22 protein-coding genes are annotated in these 21,817 nt (G+C 37.6%); 12 read left to right on the forward strand and 10 right to left on the reverse strand.

All coding sequences use genetic code 11. The features are described from left to right. Window positions 1–13: 13 nt before the first annotated feature. Genes QUF91_RS09710 through QUF91_RS09735 form a run of 6 tightly spaced genes read left to right on the forward strand, consistent with a single transcriptional unit; the run spans window position 14 to window position 6,369 of the window. Window positions 14–1,042: an ABC transporter ATP-binding protein gene (locus QUF91_RS09710; protein WP_289417632.1), complete on the forward strand. Its 1,029-nt coding sequence runs from the start codon at window positions 14–16 to the stop codon at window positions 1,040–1,042. After that, entirely contained in the window at window positions 1,017–2,021 is a 1,005-nt protein-coding gene (locus QUF91_RS09715) for an ABC transporter ATP-binding protein (RefSeq protein WP_289417633.1), read from the forward strand. The genes QUF91_RS09710 and QUF91_RS09715 overlap by 26 nt, the downstream gene beginning before the upstream one ends. Window positions 2,022–2,031: 10 nt before the next feature. Next, a complete protein-coding gene (locus tag QUF91_RS09720; RefSeq protein ID WP_289417634.1) occupies window positions 2,032–3,003 on the forward strand; it encodes a P1 family peptidase in 972 nt (323 codons plus the stop codon). Window positions 3,004–3,022: 19 nt separating this feature from the next. Continuing rightward, window positions 3,023–4,570, forward strand: a complete 1,548-nt coding sequence (locus QUF91_RS09725; RefSeq protein ID WP_289417635.1) for an ABC transporter substrate-binding protein — start codon at window positions 3,023–3,025, stop codon at window positions 4,568–4,570. A gap of 17 nt (window positions 4,571–4,587) precedes the next feature. After that, window positions 4,588–5,529 carry an ABC transporter permease gene (locus tag QUF91_RS09730; protein WP_289417636.1) on the forward strand — a complete coding sequence of 314 codons (942 nt, stop codon included), beginning with the start codon at window positions 4,588–4,590 and terminating at the stop codon, window positions 5,527–5,529. Between the two features lie 12 nt (window positions 5,530–5,541). Then, window positions 5,542–6,369, forward strand: coding sequence for an ABC transporter permease (locus QUF91_RS09735; RefSeq protein WP_285396473.1), 828 nt, complete (start codon window positions 5,542–5,544; stop codon window positions 6,367–6,369). Here QUF91_RS09735 and QUF91_RS09740 read toward each other — a convergent pair. After that, window positions 6,358–7,995, reverse strand: a complete 1,638-nt coding sequence (locus QUF91_RS09740) for a PucR family transcriptional regulator (RefSeq protein ID WP_289417637.1) — start codon at window positions 7,993–7,995, stop codon at window positions 6,358–6,360. The genes QUF91_RS09735 and QUF91_RS09740 overlap by 12 nt on opposite strands. A 104-nt stretch (window positions 7,996–8,099) precedes the next feature. Between QUF91_RS09740 and QUF91_RS09745 the strand changes: the two genes are divergently transcribed. Then, complete coding sequence (locus tag QUF91_RS09745; protein ID WP_289417638.1) at window positions 8,100–8,333, forward strand: hypothetical protein; 234 nt, start codon at window positions 8,100–8,102, stop codon at window positions 8,331–8,333. Next, window positions 8,330–8,770: a GNAT family N-acetyltransferase gene (locus tag QUF91_RS09750; protein ID WP_289417639.1), complete on the forward strand. Its 441-nt coding sequence runs from the start codon at window positions 8,330–8,332 to the stop codon at window positions 8,768–8,770. The genes QUF91_RS09745 and QUF91_RS09750 overlap by 4 nt, the downstream gene beginning before the upstream one ends. Before the next feature lie 103 nt (window positions 8,771–8,873). On the opposite strand, the gene QUF91_RS09755 is transcribed toward QUF91_RS09750, so the two are convergent. The 7 genes from QUF91_RS09755 to QUF91_RS09785 all read right to left on the reverse strand — a co-directional run bounded on the left by QUF91_RS09755 (window position 8,874) and on the right by QUF91_RS09785 (window position 15,446). After that, complete coding sequence (locus tag QUF91_RS09755) at window positions 8,874–9,638, reverse strand: aminoglycoside 6-adenylyltransferase (protein WP_289417640.1); 765 nt, start codon at window positions 9,636–9,638, stop codon at window positions 8,874–8,876. A gap of 77 nt (window positions 9,639–9,715) precedes the next feature. Continuing rightward, complete coding sequence (locus QUF91_RS09760) at window positions 9,716–10,105, reverse strand: RDD family protein (protein ID WP_289417641.1); 390 nt, start codon at window positions 10,103–10,105, stop codon at window positions 9,716–9,718. 69 nt (window positions 10,106–10,174) lie between these two features. Further along, entirely contained in the window at window positions 10,175–11,149 is a 975-nt protein-coding gene (locus QUF91_RS09765; protein WP_289417642.1) for a carbohydrate kinase family protein, read from the reverse strand. A gap of 27 nt (window positions 11,150–11,176) precedes the next feature. Further along, entirely contained in the window at window positions 11,177–12,055 is an 879-nt protein-coding gene (locus QUF91_RS09770; protein ID WP_289417643.1) for a DMT family transporter, read from the reverse strand. 144 nt (window positions 12,056–12,199) lie between these two features. Continuing rightward, entirely contained in the window at window positions 12,200–13,450 is a 1,251-nt protein-coding gene (locus QUF91_RS09775) for a glutamate-5-semialdehyde dehydrogenase (RefSeq protein WP_289417644.1), read from the reverse strand. A gap of 12 nt (window positions 13,451–13,462) precedes the next feature. After that, window positions 13,463–14,557: a glutamate 5-kinase gene (proB, locus tag QUF91_RS09780; RefSeq protein ID WP_289417645.1), complete on the reverse strand. Its 1,095-nt coding sequence runs from the start codon at window positions 14,555–14,557 to the stop codon at window positions 13,463–13,465. A gap of 505 nt (window positions 14,558–15,062) precedes the next feature. Then, window positions 15,063–15,446: a sodium:proton antiporter gene (locus tag QUF91_RS09785; protein WP_285396484.1), complete on the reverse strand. Its 384-nt coding sequence runs from the start codon at window positions 15,444–15,446 to the stop codon at window positions 15,063–15,065. A 290-nt stretch (window positions 15,447–15,736) separates the two neighbouring features. Between QUF91_RS09785 and QUF91_RS09790 the strand changes: the two genes are divergently transcribed. Beyond that, complete coding sequence (locus QUF91_RS09790) at window positions 15,737–16,360, forward strand: LysE family translocator (RefSeq protein WP_289417646.1); 624 nt, start codon at window positions 15,737–15,739, stop codon at window positions 16,358–16,360. 14 nt (window positions 16,361–16,374) lie between these two features. Then, the gene (locus tag QUF91_RS09795; protein ID WP_289417647.1) at window positions 16,375–17,172 is read left to right on the forward strand and encodes a DUF1835 domain-containing protein; all 798 of its coding nucleotides are present in this window, start codon (window positions 16,375–16,377) and stop codon (window positions 17,170–17,172) included. A 129-nt stretch (window positions 17,173–17,301) separates the two neighbouring features. Here QUF91_RS09795 and QUF91_RS09800 read toward each other — a convergent pair whose 3' ends face one another. Then, on the reverse strand, window positions 17,302–18,186 hold the full coding sequence (locus tag QUF91_RS09800; RefSeq protein WP_285396487.1) for a LysR family transcriptional regulator: 885 nt from the start codon (window positions 18,184–18,186) through the stop codon (window positions 17,302–17,304). Between the two features lie 282 nt (window positions 18,187–18,468). On the opposite strand from QUF91_RS09800, the gene QUF91_RS09805 reads away from it, so the two are divergent. Next, complete coding sequence (locus QUF91_RS09805; protein ID WP_285396488.1) at window positions 18,469–19,221, forward strand: alpha/beta hydrolase; 753 nt, start codon at window positions 18,469–18,471, stop codon at window positions 19,219–19,221. A 142-nt stretch (window positions 19,222–19,363) separates the two neighbouring features. On the opposite strand, the gene QUF91_RS09810 is transcribed toward QUF91_RS09805, so the two are convergent. After that, window positions 19,364–19,504 carry a hypothetical protein gene (locus QUF91_RS09810; RefSeq protein ID WP_289417648.1) on the reverse strand — a complete coding sequence of 47 codons (141 nt, stop codon included), beginning with the start codon at window positions 19,502–19,504 and terminating at the stop codon, window positions 19,364–19,366. Between the two features lie 198 nt (window positions 19,505–19,702). On the opposite strand from QUF91_RS09810, the gene brnQ reads away from it, so the two are divergent. Beyond that, a complete protein-coding gene (gene brnQ, locus QUF91_RS09815; RefSeq protein WP_289417649.1) occupies window positions 19,703–21,040 on the forward strand; it encodes a branched-chain amino acid transport system II carrier protein in 1,338 nt (445 codons plus the stop codon). The last annotated feature ends 777 nt before the right edge of the window (window positions 21,041–21,817 follow it).

Here is a 21,817-nt window from a genome sequence, read left to right on the forward strand (position 1 = left end):
GAGGGAGACGCATATGGAACACCAAAAAGAAAATCAAATGCTATTAGAGGTAAATCATTTAAAAATAAATTTTCATTTAAAAAATGGCAAACAGGCAAAAGTTGTTGATGATGTGAGTTTTACAATTCGTAAAGGGGAAACGGTTGCGCTAGTAGGTGAGTCTGGAAGTGGAAAAAGCATTACATCGTTATCAATTATGCGATTACTGCCCATACCACCAGGAGAAATTACAGCTGGTACCATTAAATTGAATGGCAAAAATCTACTAGACTACAAAAATAAAGAGATGAGCAACATTAGAGGCAATGAAATTAGTATGATTTTTCAAGAGCCGATGACCTCTTTGGATCCTGTTTTTACAATCGGTAATCAAATGATAGAAGGAATACGCAGGCACCAAAAGATTTCTAAAAAAGTGGCGTGGGAGAAATCACTACAGTTTTTAAAAGAAGTTGGTATTGCCAATGCAGAAAAGGTTATTTCTGAATATCCACACCAATTATCAGGAGGGATGCGGCAGCGTGTCATGATTGCGATTGCCATGTCCAATAACCCTCAGCTGTTAATTGCTGATGAGCCAACAACGGCACTTGATGTAACAGTACAGGCACAAATTTTAAAGCTTATGATGAAGATGAAGGAAGAGCATCATTCGGCCATATTATTTATTACGCATGATATGAGCGTTGTAGCAGAAACGGCAGATCGTGTCATGGTCATGTACGCAGGGCAAATCGTAGAAGAAGCACCGGTGCGAGAGCTTTTTCTAAATCCGAAGCATCCGTATACGACTGCTCTTTTAAAAACAATGCCTAATCTTGAAACGGATGTCAAAAGATTACCTTCTATTCCAGGTACCGTCCCGCCAGCTTATGCATTACCAGAAGGTTGCCGTTTTGCACAACGCTGTCCATTTGCGATGGAACAATGCCGTGACACGCAGCCAAAGGTAATCCATATTCAAGACGAGCATAAAGTTCGCTGTCATTTATTCACAGAGGAAGGGGCGCTTGATCATGACGAAGAAAGAAGTTTTGCTTGAAATTAATCATTTAAAAGCCTATTTTCCTGTGAAACGTAAGTCGATGAAGGAAGAGAAAAAAGTCATTAAAGCAGTCGATGATATTTCCATTGAGATTTTCCGAGGTGAGACACTTGGCATAGTAGGAGAATCTGGCTCAGGGAAATCAACGTTTGGACGGACCATTTTAAAACTCGTTGAACCGACTTCAGGAGAAATATTATATAAAGGGCAGCCTATCCAGCATTTAAAAGGCAACAAGCTACAAACCTATCGTAAGCAAATGCAAATGATTTTCCAGGATCCCTTTGCATCACTTAATCCTCGAATGCGAATAGGTACTATTATCGAGGAACCGATGAAGCTGCAATTAACATTAACGAAAGAGCAACGCAAAGCACGTGTGAAGGAGCTTTTACACAAGGTAGGCCTTTCAGAGGATGCCATGCAAAAGTTTCCACATGAGTTTTCTGGCGGTCAACGGCAACGAATCGGTATTGCTCGTGCTCTTGCTATTCATCCAGAGTTCATTATTGCAGACGAGCCGGTATCTGCGCTTGATGTGTCAGTGCAGTCACAGGTGTTGAACTTAATGATGGATTTACAGGATGAATTTCATTTAACTTATTTATTTATCTCACATGATTTAAGTGTTGTGAAACATATAAGTGATCGAGTGGCGGTGCTGTATTTAGGGAGAGTAGTGGAAATTGGTACGAAGAAAGAATTATTTGCAAATCCCCTGCATCCATATACGAAAGCATTGCTGTCGGCGATTCCGGTAGTTAATTTTGATAAGTCGAAACAGGAAATAGCGTTACAGGGGGAATTACCAAACCCAATGCATCCGCCTGTTGGCTGTGTGTTCCATACACGTTGTCCATTTGTGATGGAAAGGTGTCATCAGGAACGACCAGTGCTTCAGGAAGAAAATAGACAACAAGGAGTAGCCTGCTTTTTATATGAAAAACAATCGGAATATTCAGTCTCTGAAAAGTGAGGTGTGTATAGTGTTTGGAAATATTACAGATGTGCCTGGAGTTAAGGTCGGGCATGCAGAAAATAGTGAAGGCATTACAGGATGTACAGCGATTTTAGTAGAAAACGGTGCAGTTTGCGGTGTCGACGTAAGAGGCTCTGCACCGGGCACTCGAGAAACCGATGTACTTGATCCTATTAATGAAATTGATCGTGTTCATGGGATTTGCCTTTCTGGAGGAAGTGCATTTGGATTAGATGCAGCAACAGGGATTATGCAATATTTAGAGGAGCAGGGTGTTGGTGTGGATGCGGGTGTTACTACAATACCGATTGTTCCTAGTGCGGTGCTCTTCGATCTATTCATCGGTGATCCAAAGACAAGACCTACAGCTCAAATGGGCTATGAAGCGGCCAAAAGTGCGATTGTCGGGCCATTCGTAAATGGTAATACAGGGGCTGGTTATGGTGCGACTGTAGGTAAATTGGCAGGACCTCAATTTTGCATGAAAGGGGGACTGGGTAGTGTCGCTATAGCTGGCAAAGATGATCTTGTAGTTGGTGCAATTGTAGCTGTCAATGCTGTTGGGGATATAAAAGACCCTAATACAAGAGAAATACTAGCAGGTGCAAGGAATCCTAAAACAGGAGAATGGATGGATTGTTGTGCTTATTTAGAGGAACATGTGCAATCAGAAGCATTGTCTGGCACGAATACGACAATTGGTGTCATTGCAGTGAATGCCAAACTAACAAAAGCTGAGGCGAAAAAAATAGCTCAGCTCACACAAAATGCCCTCGCACGGACCATTTATCCTGTTCACACAATGCTGGATGGAGATACGGTTTTCGTACTAGGTACAGGAGATAAAACATATCCAGTTGACTATTTGGGCCATTTGGCTACAAGAGCTATGGAGGAAGCGATACTTGCTGGCATTAAAGCTGCTGATAAATTGCTAGATGTAGAAAGCTATAAAAGCATTCAAAAAATAAGCACTTAAGGAATAGGGGGAATATGACATGAGGCTGAATAAAAATTGGTTAATGCTGTTGTTAACATTGATAGTAGGCTTACTAATAAGTGCATGCTCAAGTGATGCTGGAAAAGAAGGAAGTTCAGGTGAAAAGTCAGTAGCAGAGTTACCTCAAGAAATTGTAGTGCGTATAAATGATGACCCTGACTTTTTAGATCCACATAAAGCAACAGCATCAATATCGTACCAAATGATTCTCAATATTTTTGAAGGATTGATGGCACCAGAAACAGATGGATCCTTAAAAGAAGGGCTAGCAGAAAATTATGAAATATCAAAGGATGGCTTAACATATACCTTTAAAATTCGCCCAGGTGTAAAATTTCATAATGGTGAGGATTTAACTATGGAGGATATTCAGTATTCGTTTGATCGCTTAATGGGGAAAAACGGTGGCGAAAAGATGTCAAACAGCTTTGATAATGTTGCGTCAACAGAAGCACCAGATGCCAATACATTTGTCATAAAACTGAAGGAGCCAAACTCCAATTTCCTCTATTCATTAACTGCTCGACAATCAGCCATTGTACCAAAAAACAATGATGGCAAGCATAATGAAAATCCAATAGGCACTGGGCCATTTGCTTATGTAAAATACTCTCCTGGTACAAAGTTAGAGCTAAAGAAAAATGAAAACTACTGGAAAGAAGGTCTTCCATATTTAAATAAAGTGACGTTTACATTCCAATCGGATGATCAAGCAGCGATTATGAGTTTAATGGCCAATGAAGTAGATTTAACAAGTGTTCCTTGGCATCGTGTAAGTGAAGTAGAGGGGAATTATAATTTATCTCATCAAAATAATAACTCATCGTTAATCATTACATTTAACGAAACTAAAGCACCTTTTGATAATGTCAAAGTCCGTCAGGCAATCAACTATGCCATAAGTAAGTCCGATATTATTGACTCGGTGTTTGCAGGCTATGCTGTACCACTTGGTTCAAATATGAGTCCAGCGATGGGAGACTATCAAAAGAAAGACTTAGAAAGCATGTATAAGCGAGATGTGGAAAAGGCAAAAGCATTATTAGCTGAAGCGGGCTACCCTGATGGCTTTAAAACAAAAATTACAGTGTCTTCGCATAATGATATTTATTCGAATATCGCTCAAATTGTTGTAGATAATTTAAAGGAAATCGGTATTGATGTGGAAATTGAGGTTGTAGAATGGGGAATTTGGCTAGACCGAGTTTATTTTGGACGCGACTATCAAATGACTACGATCGATTTAACGGGTCGTGCATCTGCCTACGAAATTTTAAATGATTACATTTCAACGAATGATAGTGAGAACTTCTTCTTATTTAAAAATGATGAATACGACAAAATAATGGCAGATGTTTTGAAGGAGTCGGATCAGGCAAAGCAAATTGACTATTACCATCGTGCACAGGAAATTTTAGCCGAGCAGGCAGCAGCAGTTTATGTCGCGGACTATCAGATTGTTTGGGGCTCTGACAAGCAAGTTACTGGATTAAAGAGCTACCCATTCTGGTTCCATGATATGTCAGAGGTTAAATTTTCTAACTAGAAAGGGATGAGTGCTAGATGATGTATATTATATGTCGATTCATTCTGTTAATAACAACCATCCTTCTAGTATCAATAATTACATTCGGTGTTTTTCAAATTTTACCTGGTGATCCGGTTCGGACAATGTTAGGCACTGAAGCGGATCCCACACAAATTGAAAATTTGCGATCAGAGCTTGGCTTGAATCGCCCCCTTTATGAGCAATATACGGATTGGATGAAAGGATTATTGACAGGGGAATTAGGGAATTCCATTCGTTTTTCAGTGCCAGTAAAAGAATTACTCTTTGACAGACTACCTGTAACGATATCATTGGCTGGGCTCACCCTCTTAATTGTATTAATCATTTCCTTACCATTAGGGATGTTTGCGGCGAGAAGACAAAATAAGCTAAGTGATGTGTCGTTGTCGACAGTAACGCAAGTCGGCATGGCCGTTCCTTCTTTCTGGCTTGGCATGATGCTCATTCTATATATTGGCATGCAATTTAGCTTCTTTAAAATTAGTGGATATATTCCATGGACGCAAAGTGTAGCAGGAGCGCTAAGCACGCTTGTTCTACCTGCATTAACCATTGCAATTCCGCAAATTGCTGTCAATTTCCGTTATGTTCGTACTGCAATTTTAGAGCAAGTTCAGCTCGATTATGTGCGTACGATTCGCAGTAAAGGGATGTCTGAGCAAAATGTCATGTATAAGCATGTCTTAAAAAATTCGATGATTCCGATATTAACGGTCTTTGGACTGATTATGGCGGAGGTTGTTGCAGGAACAATTATTGTGGAGCAAGTATTTTCATTGCCAGGTGTTGGCCAACTGCTTATCACGGCTATTAGTAATCGTGATTTTCCATTAGTGCAGGGAATCGTCATGTATATTACTGTAGCGGTGGTCATGATCAATTTTATGGTCGATATTTTATATTCTGTGATAGATCCTAGAATCCGATTACGATGAGGGGTGGATACGATGAAAAATATACAGAGGTACACGAAAAATATCAATTTAATCATTGGTCTACTAGTCATTGTCGGTTTTCTAATTGTAATGGTTGTTAGCTTTTTTTACACGCCACACGATGTGAATTCTATGAATATACCGCAAAAGCTACGTAGCCCAAGCAGTGATTATCTTTTTGGTACGGATGAATTTGGTCGTGATATTTTTAGCCGCATTATGAAAGGAACACAAACGGCCTTTGCAGTCGGTTTATTAACAGTATGTATTGGAACAATTTTTGGCATTTTAATTGGTGGTATAGCGGGCTATATGGGTGGATGGATCGATGAAATTTTTATGCGCATGATGGATGCATTAATGGCCTTTCCAGGAATAATTTTAGCTTTAATGCTCGTTGCGGTATTTGGACCAGGGATTGTTAATACTGCTATAGCATTAGGCATTATTGCCATACCGGCCATTGCCAGAATTGCACGCAGTGGCTTTGTCCAACATCGTGACAGCGAATATGTATTAGCTGCAAAGTTAATTGGTGTAAAACCTTATAGCATTATGTTCCGCCATATATTACCGAATATTTCATCACAGATTATTGTTGCGGCAACTGTGACCTTTGCAACTGCAATGCTTGCGGAGGCCGCTCTGAGTTACTTAGGGCTTGGCGTGCAACCACCAAACCCTAGTTGGGGACGAATGTTAAAAGATTCACAAGCCTATTTGGTTGGAGCCCCGTGGTATACTTATGCGCCAGGTGGAGCCATTACAGTACTCGTGTTAGGTTTGTATATGCTAAGCAATGCGTTACGTGATTTTATGGATCCACGTTCAAAAGCGTAGTAGATCAGGTGCTGTTTTTTTCAATAATTCATAGGCCTTCACCGCAATTTCTATATTGAGACGATAAGGGGCCTGTAAAAAATCAGCACCTAAAATATTTTCTAGTCGTTCAATTCGCTTATAAAGTGTTTGACGGACAATAAATAGTTGTTCAGCTGTATCATTTTTCGCACCATTGCATGCTAAATAAACACAGAGCGTTTGATAAAGGTCAGTACCGTTTTTTTGATCAATGAGCAATATTTCTTGTAAATAATCTTTGACGTATTGCAAAAGGGCTGCATGTTCCTGATATAATAACAATCTGTAAACACCTAAATCTTTGTAGTAAATAGAAGTAGCTAGTTCATTGTGCTGCATTTGAATGGTTGTTTTTGCCTCCTTATAGCCTTGCTGTACGCTGTTGATGGATTGATAAACATTGCTAATGCCAAAGGTAAGAGTTATTTGTTCAAAAAACTGTGGTGTTTTTCGAGCAACAATCTGCTGAATGGCTTGATTAAAGGAGTCACGATTTTCATTCATATAATCTGCCGCAATGTAAAAAGCAAGGATAATAATTTCATGTTGTCGAACCGAAACGGTAGGGAAAAAGCCGAGCTTCTTTAGGATGGAACGAACAAACATAACATTTTGTAGCTGTATTTCTTGCCAATCTTCCTCTGAAAAGGTATTGGCATAGTCGGAAATATTAAACACCACTACACGATAAAAAAAGTTGCGATTTTCCATTGGCAAATAGCTTTGATAATACTGAAGATCAACGGGCTGACCTTGTATTAAGGCGAGGACAAATTCATCCTCACGGCTTTGTTGGCGTTCCTGTAACATTCGATTACGCATTAATATTTGGGTAATAGACATCGCTGCACGTTCAAGATTTAATAACGTATAATCACTAGGCTTCGGCAGTACAAAATGCATACATAAATAGCCCCATACTTGTCCAAGTCCATTGACTGGAATGATGGCGAAATGATCGTTGTCAATGGACAGAAGTTGAATGGGCTCTTGTAATTCTAGCTGCCGACAGTGGTCCTCCATTAGTCGTAAATACTTTTTGGCTTCTATAGGATAATAAAAGCTTTTCGTATCTTCAGAGACAAATAAAAATAAAGTATCAGCATCTTGATGAAGCACCTGCAAAATTTTTAAAATTCCATTTGGCATTAACGATAATTCCATAAAAGTCTTTGAAATCGTATCTAGCTGTATTAATGCTTGCTGATGCTGATTTATAATGTACGTATGTAGATCCTGCGTTATATCGATAAACCGTACAATATCTTCAAAAATGATAATCGGAAAATGTTGAGCATTTGCCAAAGCAATCAGTTCTGCAGGAACATGATCAAAATAATCACCAATCTCTATACAAAGTGCTGCAGCACCATTGCGAATAAGGTTTTGTAAATAGGCAATTTGTGTTTCAAGCTCTAGCTGTAAACCAACACCAGTTGTTAAAATGAGTTCACCGCCATTTATTAAAGTATCAAAATCTTTAATTTCCAAAATATGTGTCCAAAGTACTTGCCGATTTAGGCCTTGCTGTCCTGCGATAAGCTTGGCAGATTCAAAATGCTTTCGCTTTAATACATCACGTACGAGTAGAGGATGTTTTGCCATAAATAGCACCTGCCCTTCGAATGTACAATCTTACTTAATTATGTGAAAGAAATCAGAAAATTTCAATATTAAGTAGAATTATAGCAAAAAGATCGTGAAAACGTTTGGCATCACATGTCATTGTACAACTCGGCGCAAACGACGGTCTTAGCGGCGGAAGAAAGAATTTTACCGGCGTAAATGACGGTTTTAGCGGCGGAAGAAAGGACTTTACCGGCGCAACAGCCAGTCTTAGCGGCGGAAAAAAGGATCTTACCGGCGCAAACAAAGTTTTACCAGCACAGACAACCTTTCAATCTGCAAAAAAAGTCATTAAACGAGGAGAAATATCAAAATGAACACAATAAAAATTACAGACGAAAAAGCTTTACAAACAGCCTTTGCCATTCGTCAAAAAGTTTTCATAGAGGAACAAAAAGTATCTGAGGAAGAAGAATTTGATGAATTCGACACACTGGATGCAGCATGTGATCATATACTTGTGTACTATAACGATCAACCAGTTGGCACAGGTAGACTGCGAGTTGTTGCTGACTACGGCAAACTAGAGCGTATATGTATATTAAAGGAATTCCGTAACTTTGGATTAGGTAAAGTCATTATCCAAAGTTTAGAGGGAATAGCACTAGAAAAAGGTTTAACAAAATCTAAATTAAATGCGCAATCCTATGCAGAAGGCTTTTATGAAAAATTAGGGTACAAACGTGTGGGTGAAGAATTTATGGATTGTGGAATCCCACATATTTTAATGAAAAAGCAATTTAATAGGGTGTAGAAATACACGCTATACATAAGCTGAATTTGTTTTTTCGATGACATTCAACGTGATACTCCTGAAAAATAGCAAACTAGGGTAGATGCTAGTTTGCTATTTTATTTTAGTATAATAGCTCTTTGATTTTTTCCCATAATGGTTTAATTTCTTCTTGATCCGGCACATTGTCGAATATCCAACTGGATTCATTGTGGAAGGCGTTCACTAATTTCTTTACTGCCACCTCATGTGTTACAAGGCTCATACAATTCATAATATCGACGAACTCATCTAATGGGTGAGGCGGTAACGAATGGTGTAACGCTTTAAGTCCAAGGGATGCCCGTTCAGGACAATATTTATGTAATAGTACTTTGGCGAAGTGTTCTAAACTATGCCGCAGTAAATGAACGCACCAAATTGCATTTCCACGTTTAGCACTCAAGTAATATTGATACAAATACCAAACAGTATCATCTACAGCATCTTGAAATTCGAGTGGACTTAATGACAAAGTGGTATTCCTCTGTTTAGAGGTAAGAATTCCATTTGGATCAAATAATATTTTTATTGCATCTTTATTACTTATTTCAGTGGGTGTTACGGTGAATAAATCAATATGAATCATATCTTCATATACGACTAATAACTGAGGGGCAATAATATAGATGTCATCAATGAACAACGTTTGTTTAAATGCTTTAATATGTTTGTTCCGGTTTGGCAAAAATGCTTCGATATTTTCTTCTTTGACAACACAATACATATCAATATCTGAAAATTCATCATGCTCATCTCTAGCCATTGATCCTCTTAAAAATACAGCTTCGATATATTGATCATCTTTTAGACTTTCAAGTAAAACCTCAACAACATGATCCAATTTCAATTGTAAAGTTCCTCCCTCGTTGATTCTCGATATAATAAAACAAGCTACTCAAAATTATATTTGAGCAGCCTTATCTGCTAGACTTCCTTTACAACTGTACCCGAAAAGTTGTCGTGAGGAAGAAGTTGACCATTTTGTTGTTCAAATGCTTTTGGACTTTTTAAGTAATCAAAAGTGCTAATTGTATCTCGATAAGCCATTCTTTTAATAATTTGAGGGGCTGTTAACTTTGACCCATTTTCATTTGCAAGTTCGAGTCCCATTGTTTTATAGCCAACTGTTTGTCCATTTTTACGTAATTGTGCAAATTCAAGAGACCACATAACGACTGTTGGTGTGATAATGGCATGAATTGCCTCGTTTTTCACTTTTTTTCGCAGAACATATTCTACGCCAGTTGCGACAACTGTTGATATTGCCAAATCAATGAAAAATGCTTTCGTACGTTTTTTAGTAATTGATTTCACCGTCGTTCCTCCTTTTATTTAATCTGTCTCTACCTAATACGAATGTCAATAAAATAAGTTCCGAAATATTCAAAAAATAATATCGTTTTTAAATGACAGCTCATGCTTGGCAAGATAAGATGCAATGGCACCATGTTTTTCTGTCGATGCCCCAGCATAACGATTCGCGAATGTCAGGAGAGGGATAGTTTGCTGCTTACAAAAGTCGATTAGATTGATGGCTGTTATCTGCTTACTAAGGAGAATAGTTAACACTGCTCCAATAAAGGCATCACCCGCTCCAGTTGTATCTATCGCATGGACATTGTCAGCTGGCACTTTGACGTGGAGCTCATTAGTATATAGACTTGCACCTTCTGCTCCACGTGTAATTATGAGTACTTGTACTTGCCCCTGAAATAATGATTGGACTGCTGAATTTTCATCCTCAATCGCCGTTAAAAACAAAAGCTCTTCTTCGGACAATTTAACAAGATGGGCCTTTGGTAAAAATTCTAAAATGGTTTGACGACATGCCTTCTCATCGTTCCAAAGAGGTAATCGAACATTGGGATCAAAAGAAACAAGACTACCTGCCTGATGAGCCTGTTCTATCAAAGCCATATGTGCGTGCTTCATTGGACTTTCCACTAAATTAACTGAACAAAAATGGAGAATATCATTACTTGTTAATAGATTTGGTGGAAGTTGCTCTTTGTTGTAAAGTAAATCTGCTGCATGACGACGATAAAATAAGAAGTCACGGTCCCCATCATTTGTCAGGGAAACGAAGGCTAGACTTGTTTCACCCTCAACAGTTTGAACGATATAGTTTGTATCGACATTAACCTTTTTTAACGTTTCTATAAGAAAATCTCCAAAAGCATCACGACCTACTTGTGTGATTAGAGCTGCTTGCTGCCCAAGTTTTGCACAAACAGCAGCAACATTGGCAGGGGCCCCACCAGCATTTTTAGTAAATTGCTCAACTGCAGTAAGGAAGGCATTTTGTTTAGTAGGCGTAAAATCAATTAATAATTCACCAATTGCATAAAGTTTACTCATGAAAAAACTCCTTTACATAGAAAAAGACTAAGCCTGAGGTACACGCCTTTTCTTTGGCACGTAAATTGTGTAAAAAATGCCACCAAAAATTAATATAATACCAATTGTTTGCATGAAGCTCGGCATAAAGTCAAGCAATACCATGTCGAGCAAAATAGCTACAACAGGGTCAACAAATACTAATACTGAAACTAGAATTGTAGAGAGACTACGAATGCTATCAAAAAATAAATAGTAAACAAATCCTGTATGAATAAAGCCTGTTCCTAAAATATAAAGCCAGTTTGTTGTCGTTAAGCCTTCAAATAATGAAAAATCAACAAATGGGAATAGTATGACAATTCCGACTGCCGTTTGGATAAATGTTAAGGCGTAAGAGCTAAGATTTTTGATCGTTTTACTTGTTAGCATCGTAAATGCGTAAAATAATGCAGACAGTAATGCCCAAATAAAGCCTGATTTCATAAATTCAGAGAGTGACAAAAAATTATTTAAGCCGATAATGAACATACTGCCGATAAAACAAGTTACTGTTGCGAGCAATGCTTGGATAGTCATCTTCTCTTTTAAAAACAATGCGCCAAAAATTAATACAAATATAGGTGCTAAATTATAGATAGAAATAGCAATAGAAATCGACATTTCTTCAAAGGCTTTAAATAAAAATACCCAGTTTAAGACGATAAAGACACCGCAAAGAAGTGTACGAAGTATTTCTTTTTTTTCCCACTTCTCCGTTTTATGACCACCTGTGACAAGCCACATAGCTCCTAGAAAGAGGGTAGCGCAAATACATCTGACAAATACTAGCTCGATAGCAGGTACGCCTGTATGGACAGTAAAAAAACCAATGGAGCCAAAAAGTGCCATTGAAACCGTTAATTTAATTATCGCTGAAGTGTTCATTCTAAACCTTCTTTCTATAAAAGTTATTATCATCCTGATGCTTACATAACTCCGTTTTTTCTCTCGGCTACAAACTCTTTCAATCTAAGCAAAGAAAGCCGACAGCGTATGGTAACTGTCGGCTTTTCATTAATAGTTCTACAATTATTCTCGGATTTGGCCGTTACCGTGAATGTAATACTTTGTAGATGTTAACGCTGGTAAGCCCATTGGTCCACGAGCGTGTAATTTTTGCGTACTAATGCCGATTTCTGCACCGTAGCCAAATTCAAAGCCGTCTGTGAAGCGAGTTGAGGCATTATGATAAACAGCTGCAGCATCCACACTATTTAAGAAGGTATCCGCTGCTAATTGATCCTCTGTCATGATTGCTTCAGAGTGGTTTGTGCCGTATTTATTAATGTGCTCAATTGCTTCATAAACGTTTTCCACAATTTTAACACTTATCTTTAAATCTAAATATTCAGTTGCATAGTCTTCAGTTGTTGCTAGTTGAGCGAAATCAAGAGCTTGACAAACGAATTCATCACCGATAATTGTGACACCTGCTTGATGCATAGCACCTAGAAGCTGTTTGCCGTGCGCATTAAACCAATCGGGATGAATAAGTAAGCTTTCTGCTGCATTACAAACAGAAGGACGTTGTGTTTTCGCATTGATGCAAATTTTTTCTGTTTTTATGTAATCGGCAGTTTGGTCTACATAAATATGGCAGTTGCCAGCACCTGTTTCTAATACTGGAACAGTGGCTTCATTTACGACTAAGTCAATAAGTGCCTTTCCACCACGAGGAATTAAAACATCTAAGTATTCTTTTAAATGGAATAATTCTTTGACAGTTTCACGATTTGTATCCTCGATTAATTGTACAGCGTCCACAGGGATAGACGTTTTACTAAGTGCACGATGAATACTTGCCACAAGAGCTACATTAGAAAATTTGGCCGAAGAGCTTCCACGTAAAATGACAGCATTGCCTGTTTTCAATGATAATGTTGCTGCATCCACTGTTACATTAGGGCGTGCCTCGTAAATCATCCCGATAACACCAAGTGGCACAAGACGTTTTTCTATTAGTAAGCCATTATCTTTCTCTATTCGCTCTAAGAGACTGCCTACTGGATCATTTAACTGTACAAGCAACTGAATGGCACTGGACATAGCTTCTACTCGTTCTTTGTTTAACATGATGCGATCAAGTGTAGAAGCGGGCATTCCTTGTTTTTCGCCATTTGCTAAATCTTTAGCATTTTCAGCAATAATAGTATCTTGATCGATTATTAACTGCTCAGCAATTTTTGTGAGAGCATCATTTTTTTCACAGGTTGTTTTAATATTTAAAATATAGCTTGCGGCTTTTGCTAGTTTTCCTTTTTGTTGAACTTCACTTGTCATGTAAATTCCTCCTTAATTTGTTTGATTTTTTAGCCATTTATCTCGGTGAATGACTTCAATCGGATAGTTCGTCAATTCATCTGTACGTTTGCCCATCGCATGTGCTAACTCTAGGGAAGAATATAAGACCTCACCCCGACCAAGAAGTCCATTGTCACTATAGACCTCAACAACGTCGCCATTTGCAAAATCACCTTCGACACGAAATACACCAGCAGGCAACAAGCTTTTCCCATTTGCCAATAGTGCATGTTCAGCACCGCTATCTATAAAAATTTTACCAGATACTTCCGTGAGTGCAATCCACTGTTTATTATTTGTTAAAATAGCTAGCGCCTCATGCTCAACATACGTACCATCCCCGCGACCTTCCACTATATCGACAAGCTTATTTGCACCGTGACCAGTTCCGATAAACACCTTCACGCCTGCATTTAAAGCTGCTCGAGCTGCTAGTAATTTGGATTCCATACCACCCGTGCCTACTTTAGAGCCTGAACCATCTGCAAAGCCCAGCATCTCATCAGATACCTCTGTTAAACGATCAATGCGTTTAGCATGTGGGTTTTTATTTGGATTGGCGTTATACAATCCATTGATGTCTGTTAAGATAATGAGTTGATCGGCATGAACAAGACCACTCACAAGTGCCGATAACATGTCGTTATCTCCAAAGGTTAATTCGCTGACAGATACCGTATCATTTTCGTTAATGATGGGTAGCATGGAGCGCTCTAATAATTCCTCAAATGTGGCATAGGCATTTTTATAGCGTTCTTTTTTTGAGAAATCAGTACGTGTAAGTAAAATTTGAGCAGGCACAATGTCATAAATGCTAAATAAAGCATTGTAGGTTTGAATAAGTAAACTTTGCCCAACTGCTGCCGCAGCTTGTTTACCTTTTACTGTGACGGGGCGAGAAGGGTAGCCTAATTGTTTAAAACCTGCTGCAACTGCACCTGATGAAACAAGTAATACTTCATGACCGTATTTTTTTAATTCAGCTATCGCTTGAACATGATCCATTAAACGTATTTTATCAATTTCACCTTTTGCATTTGTTAAGGAGCTACTCCCAATTTTGACGACGATTCTTTTTCTTTCCATAACAATACCTCCAATTCGCCATTACACTTTTAATCTATTATGCCTCGACATAATTCCGTGCCACCCGCTGAAAGAAATAAAAAAACCTTTTCATCCTAATAAATTAGGACGAAAAGGCTTGCTTTCCGTGGTACCACCTACATTGAACGTCATTGACATTCCACTTTGCTCATAACGCTTGAGACTGCGCCTAGTTAAGCTAGGACGTTTTACGAAGTAGGTTCTTTAGTCTTTCTTGTACAATGCCTTACAGCCGGGTGGGCATTGCTCTCTGAACAAGCAGTTTCTAGGTACTAGTCTTCGCACGCTTTTATTGTATAGTTTAACATGAATGGGTCCTCATCAAATCTTTTGGTTGATGCCCCATTTCTTAAAAAGTAATTGAATAAAGAATGCACTACTTCAGCATGTCTGTCAAGCTGATTAGAAAAGTTAATAGAAAGTTTTGAGTAAATAAGTAGGTAATGCTGAAACGAGAGCAAATTATGAGGGAACATATCTTTGTTTATTTGAACCACCAAATTGCGATTAATAGTGGGAGCATCGCTAAAACAATGACGAAGAAACTCCATAATACTTGTTTTCCTGAAGACATATTTTGTGGTTTAATACTTATTTGTTCATATAGTTGGTTGATGGCACCTTGTTCTTTTGAATAAAGCATGGCTTGAAATTCATCATAATCTTGAATATAGCTTGAGGGAGGGCGTGGACTGAAGCGTAAATTTCGAATATCGTCAGTAATCTCTTTTTCACCCATCCAATAGGTAATAACAGGCGCTAAACCTGAATTTTGCGTAGCCTGTACATCGATATCATATGTTTTCATTTTGTAATAGATATTTCCTTGCTCGTCTTCATATTGCTTTACAATATCACTTACTGCCATCGACAAACACCTCTTTAACAATACGATTTTTATAAACGATATTTTTATTATAAGGGATTAAAAGAGAAAAGTATTGTTTAAACGAGCATTATTAGCCGGGTAATTTTTTGTAAAATTCAGAATAAAACGACGTTATGTAGTATAATGGGAGTAATATTATTTTATAATGTTTTTTCTAGGCTTGTCACCAAAAGATGGAGATGACATGTGTTGAAACGCTAGCTGGAACGGAAATCAACACGTTATAGTGATGCGCCTATTTCTAAAAGTAATGGAAAGAAGGGAATGTTTTGGAATTTTCAACGTTATTAGCGTTTTTAGGTGCCGCAATTATTTTAACCTTAATGCCAGGACCAGATAATTTATTTGTACTTGCACAAAGCATTACACAAGATAAGAAGGCTGGTATAGCAACATCACTCGGACTATGTACAGGTTTGCTCGTTCATATAGGAGCTGCTGTTCTCGGTATCTCGGCCATTATTTATCAATCAACAATTATTTTTTCCATTGTTAAATTTGCGGGAGCGGCGTATTTATTATATTTAGCCTGGCAATCATTTCGAGCAAAGGGCGATCCACTCACATTGGAACAGCAAAATAAACAAAACTATGTGACGTTATATAAAAAAGGTATATTAATGAATATTTTAAATCCAAAAGTATCTTTGTTTTTCTTAGCACTATTGCCACAGTTCGTAAATCCATCTAATGGTTATGTAGGTTTACAAATGTTAATATTGGGTATTTTATTTTTAGTACAAGCACTACTACTATTTTCATTATTTAGTATTTTTGCCGGTAAAGTAAGAAAAGTGATTATTGGGAAGCCTACAATTGCTAAACGATTAAATTTAATTCAAGGGATCCTTTTCACTTTTATTGGGATACAAATAGCGCTTAGTAAACAGTAAAAGGGGTGATTTTTATGGCAATTTTACATATTACCTTTAGCTTATCTACACAAGGTTCCATAAAACATGCGATACGACAAAACCAATTACAGCGAGATGAGTCGGTGCTTAGCGTCGATGATATTTTTTCGATAGGCCCACTTAGTAGCTTTGAAGAACGAAAAAACTGGTTAGAAGGCTATTTATATAAGGATAATGAAGACCGTGAATTGTACGAGGATATTCATGAAGAATGGAAGAAAAAAATGGCAGGTTTAACGAGTGATGTGGATGTCTGGGTTTGGTATAGCCAAAATACTCATGAAGAGATAGGCCTACGTTTGATCATGAGTGAGTTGATTGATAAAAGTAGTATGGTATTTGGGATTGATGCCACAGAAGGCTTGAAAAGTATACAGCCAAACATGATGATTCGTCATACAGGTGAGCTTGCGCCAGACTTGCTAATGAAGCTCCGTACTGAGGCAAAGCGCTTTTCAATTGATGAATGTCAGCGACTTGCAAAGGAATGGGAAGTGCTGAAACAAAACTCCAGTACATTGCGGGTTTGGCAAAATGGAATTAAACATGTAGCGGAAGATACGTTAGATCCTATCATTATTGAATGTGCGCAAAGAGCACATGCCGAATTAAATGAGGAATGGCTAATACCGATGCGCATTATCGGTGAAACACTTGGTACAATTGATGACTACTTAAGTGAAGAGTTTGTGGAAAAACGCCTGTTGGCCCTTGCAAAGCAGGGACTTTTTGAGATTGATGGCGATACAAAAGATATGTATTCTTATCAAGTGAAATATGTAGGGAAATAAAAAATAGTTTTTGGGTCAAAATTGATTAATCTATTAAAAATTTCTCTAATTAAACATAGATAGAAGCGAGTAACAATGACGCAGAGCGGAAATTGTTACTCGCTTTTATTCATTAGTCCAATAGGAGCTTCAATTATTTTTCTCGTAAAAATCGAATATAAATTGCTGAAACTGTCGTGCTGATGGTGGAAGATATCGATTTTCTATCCAAGCCATACCTATTATACGTTCACAAACCATATCCTCCACACGAATTTTAGCCAATTTATTTGGATTCAAGTCTTCGTCAACAGGCAGCAATGACACGCCAAGCCCGGCGCCTACAAAACCAGCAACTGTTGACACCTCATCACCTTCAAAGGTAATCTTCGGCTTGATACCTGCAGCATTTAATAATCTATCAGCGGTACGGCGCAATGCGTAACCCTTTTTCATCAGAACAAAATTTTCATTTTCAAGTTCCTTCATTTTAATGCTTTTACGGGTGGCGAAGGGATGGTCGATCGGCACCATAATATAAAGCTCATCACGCCATAGCTCCTTCCAGCAAACAGGGGGCTCCGTGTCAATCGCTGCAAGTAAACAAAGGTCTAACTCTCCCGCGAGCAATTGCTTCAACTGGGAGTGTGAGTAATTTTGTGTAAAGTGAAAGCGAATATGCGGATGGTTCTGACGGAATGCGCGGATTAAATCAGGTACGATACTAGTCCCCAGAGTATGTAAAAAGCCAAGTGACACATCACCAAGCTCTGGGTTATTAAGTTCCTGTAATTCTATAACTGCTTTTTCATATTCCTTGCGCATGCGTAGGACACGATACAAAAAAAGCTCGCCATATCGGTTGAGCATAATCGAACGTCCTTGTCGGTCGAATAAGGGTACTCCTAATTCCTCTTCAAGCTTTGAAATCGAGCGACTTAATGCTGGCTGAGAAATCGCTAATGCTTCAGCAGCACGTGTCATATGCTCAAGCTTTGCAACTGTGACAAAATATTCTAATTGCTGCCACTCCATTTTTTTTACCTCTATTCCCGTTATTTTTAAGTTAACTGCATTATAACGATAAAAGAGTAGGAAGTATAGGCACATAAAATAATTTTTAAAAAACGGAGAACTAAAAAAAAGCAAAATAAAAATAGTAGAAAGCGTGATATAACAGTCATTAACCTCACATCGTTCATGCATGAAATACATTAATATGATAAAAACTATAAATTGTACATTATGAATAAAGGGTGTTAAGATAGACACATAAAATACACAATTACGAAATTTCCGTGAAGGGGATATTATAAAATGAAGTTTAAAAAGCCACAACCTCTAACAATTGAGGGAGGCAATAAAGCCGTACTATTACTGCATGGATTCACAGGAAGCACAAAAGATGTGAAAAAGCTAGGAGAATTTCTAGCTCAACGAGGATATACTGTTCATGCACCGATTTATAGTGGGCACGGCGTAGAACCAGAAGCATTACTTGAAACAAAACCAGAAGATTGGTGGAACGATGTCGTGGAAGGTTATAACTTCCTGCAGAGTAAGGGTTATGAAGAAATCGCTGTAGTTGGGATTTCACTTGGCGGCGTATTCTCGCTAAAAGTAGCAGAGAAGTTTCCAGTGAAAGCATGTGTTGCAATGTGTGCACCAATCACACGAGACAATTCTAAAGGCTTATTTACTCGCTTATATCATTATGCTCGTTTATATAAACACTTTGAAAATAAATCAAAAGATCAAATTATTTCAGAGTTACATGAACTTCGTATTACACCAAAAGATTCATTAGATGGTGTTACACGTTTAACTACAGAAACACGCGATGAATTATCAACAATTAAAGCACCTACATTAGTATTACAAGGTTCATTAGATGATGATCTTTATCAAGAAAGTGCACCTTTCATTCTTAATACAGTAGAAACTGATGATAAAGAGATCATCTGGTATAAAAATTCTGGCCATATTATTACATTAGACAAAGAACGTGATAAAGTGTACGAGGACGTATACAAATTTTTAGATCATATAGAGTGGTCTGTAGCAAACTAAGGGCTGTCAGCAGACAGCTCTTTTCGTTTTGACCACTTAAAAGCTAGGAACTGTACAATTAATGATAATAAAAGAAAAAACTATTGTTTTTAAAATAAATGCCTGATACCATAGTGGGATTGTAGTGAGAAATCCCTTCTATTTAAATTATTTGCAATAGATCAATTTCGCCTACGCGTAATTGTAGCTGACGCTTCGCTTTCGCACAGAAAACATTTGTAGCTGACGCTTCGCTTTCGCACAGATAAACAATGCGTCCGGATTTTGAATTGTGCCCGCACAATTCAATCCTTTCAAAATCCGTGACATCCGCCGGAGGCATTAACTTATTTCAGCGGATGTTTGAACACCCTCTGAAAAGAACTTAAACCCGCATTCATCTCACCACCTATAGAGGTGGGGACTTCTGTACCTGTCGCTACGCTTTCGCACAGAAAACATTTGCAGAAAGAAGTTAAATACATCTAAGGAGTACATCAAAATGCAACAAAAAATACCTTTTTCAACATATGCAGTCATTGGCACGATGCTTTTCGGACTGTATTTTGGAGCGGGGAATCTTATTTTTCCAATTCAGCTTGGACAATTAGCAGGGACCAACTTTTGGTTTGGACTAATTGGATTTTTAATAACAGCTATCGGTTTACCGTTTCTAGGTATTTTAGCTATTGGTTTATCAGGTAGTAACGGTTTGCGTGACTTAGCGAGCCGTGTTCATCCATTATTTGGCGTCATCTTTTCTTTAGCGCTCTATTTAACGATCGGTCCTTTTTTTGCGATTCCACGTACAGCGACAGTTCCGTTTGTTGTTGGCTTTGAACCATATATTCAAGCAGAGCATACAACACTTCTACTTGCTTTATTTAGCTTTGTATTTTTCGCCATCGTTTTTTATTTCTCATTGAATCCTGCGAAAATTATGGATTATATCGGTAAATATTTAACACCAGCATTTTTGATTGTGTTATTTATTTTAATTATTATTAGTATTTTAAAGCCGATGGGGCATTTCCAACAGCCAATGGGAGACTATATTGATTCAGCATTTATGACAGGCTTTAAAGAAGGCTATAACACAATGGATGCGCTAGCGTCATTAGCTTTTGGTATTGTCGTTATTAACGCGATTAAAAACGCAGGAATTTCTGATAGAAAAGAAATTGCTAAGGCAACGTGGAAATCTGGTATTTTTGCCATGGCATTAATGATGCTAATATATGGTTTAATAACGTATATGGGGGCATCGAGTATTGAGGCTATTGGTTCATTTGATAACGGTGGTTTAATATTTGCTGCTGTTGCTGAACACTATTTCGGATCCTTTGGTGCAATTTTATTGGCATTTATTATTGTCCTTGCTTGTTTAAAGACAAGTATTGGCTTAATCACATCTTGTAGTGAATTTTTCCATGGAGTGTTCCCGAAAATAAGCTATAAGTGGTTTGTATTCATATTGTGCCTTGTATCATTTATAATTGCCAACTTCGGATTAAATAATATCATTAAATTCGCCATTCCAGTACTAATGTTCTTGTATCCTCTGGCAATTGTTTTAATTCTACTTGCTTTAAGCTCATCGCTATTTAACAATAAGCAAACGGTTTATGCAATTGCGATGATTTTTACATTTTTTATTAGTTTAATTGATGGCTATAAAGCATTAGTGAGTAGCATTCCAGCGGCGAAATTAAGTATTTTTGATTCGATTGAGAAAGTTTATTCAGACTTCTTACCATTCTATGACATTGGTTTAGGATGGATACTACCTGCGTTAATTGGTGCTATTATAGGAAGCATGTTCCCAGCGAAAAGGGCGTAATATAATTAATTTATTAGAAAAATAAGCACGCACATGAAATTTTTTTTATTAAAAGTCAAGTTATTAGTTGAAACTATTTTAAATAGTGAATTCTTATTTAATGTCACACAGTATAGAAATTAAAAGGATAGAAGAGCTTAAATAAATTCGCTCTATCTATCCTTTTTTTTACCACAGATAACCCTATTTACTACAACAATTAAATCAATCTAATGATTCCTTAGAAATCAGATTTGTTAATGAAGATATAAGAGAAAATATCTTTAAAATTGACATTCGTCCTTCAAAAAATAAATTGAACTTCAAAAATAAACTGAACTTAAATGGTAAGGAGTATAAACTTCAAGATGGTACCAAAGGTATTTATTTCGAAGACCGATTATTTAACTTTTTTGTCTTTGAAAAAAATAATTTGCAGTATTTGTTGGGGATATATAATAAAGTAGCAGATACAGAAACACCTGACATATTAGTCAGAATAGCTAATTCAATTGACTAACTTCTTCAGTGAAAGTCCATTAGTGGTCTTCTTCTCCAATATAGGGGCGTTAATTAAATATCATTGAGTTGCTTTAGCAAACTCCCATGAAAGAACGTAATAATCTTTCATTTTCTGTGGTGTAGCGATGATTTTATGCGACATGGATGGCTAACGGGTGATTGTGCAACAAAGATTTATAAAGTAGAATCAATTTCATAAATCGAAAGCCTTACTGGGCTTGAAATTTTAAGGCATAAAAAAAGGAGTACCTCCCCAAATCTCGAAGTGTTTAGTAC

This window comes from Lysinibacillus sp. G4S2 (assembly GCF_030348505.1).
Taxonomy (GTDB): Bacteria; Bacillota; Bacilli; order Bacillales_A; family Planococcaceae; genus Lysinibacillus.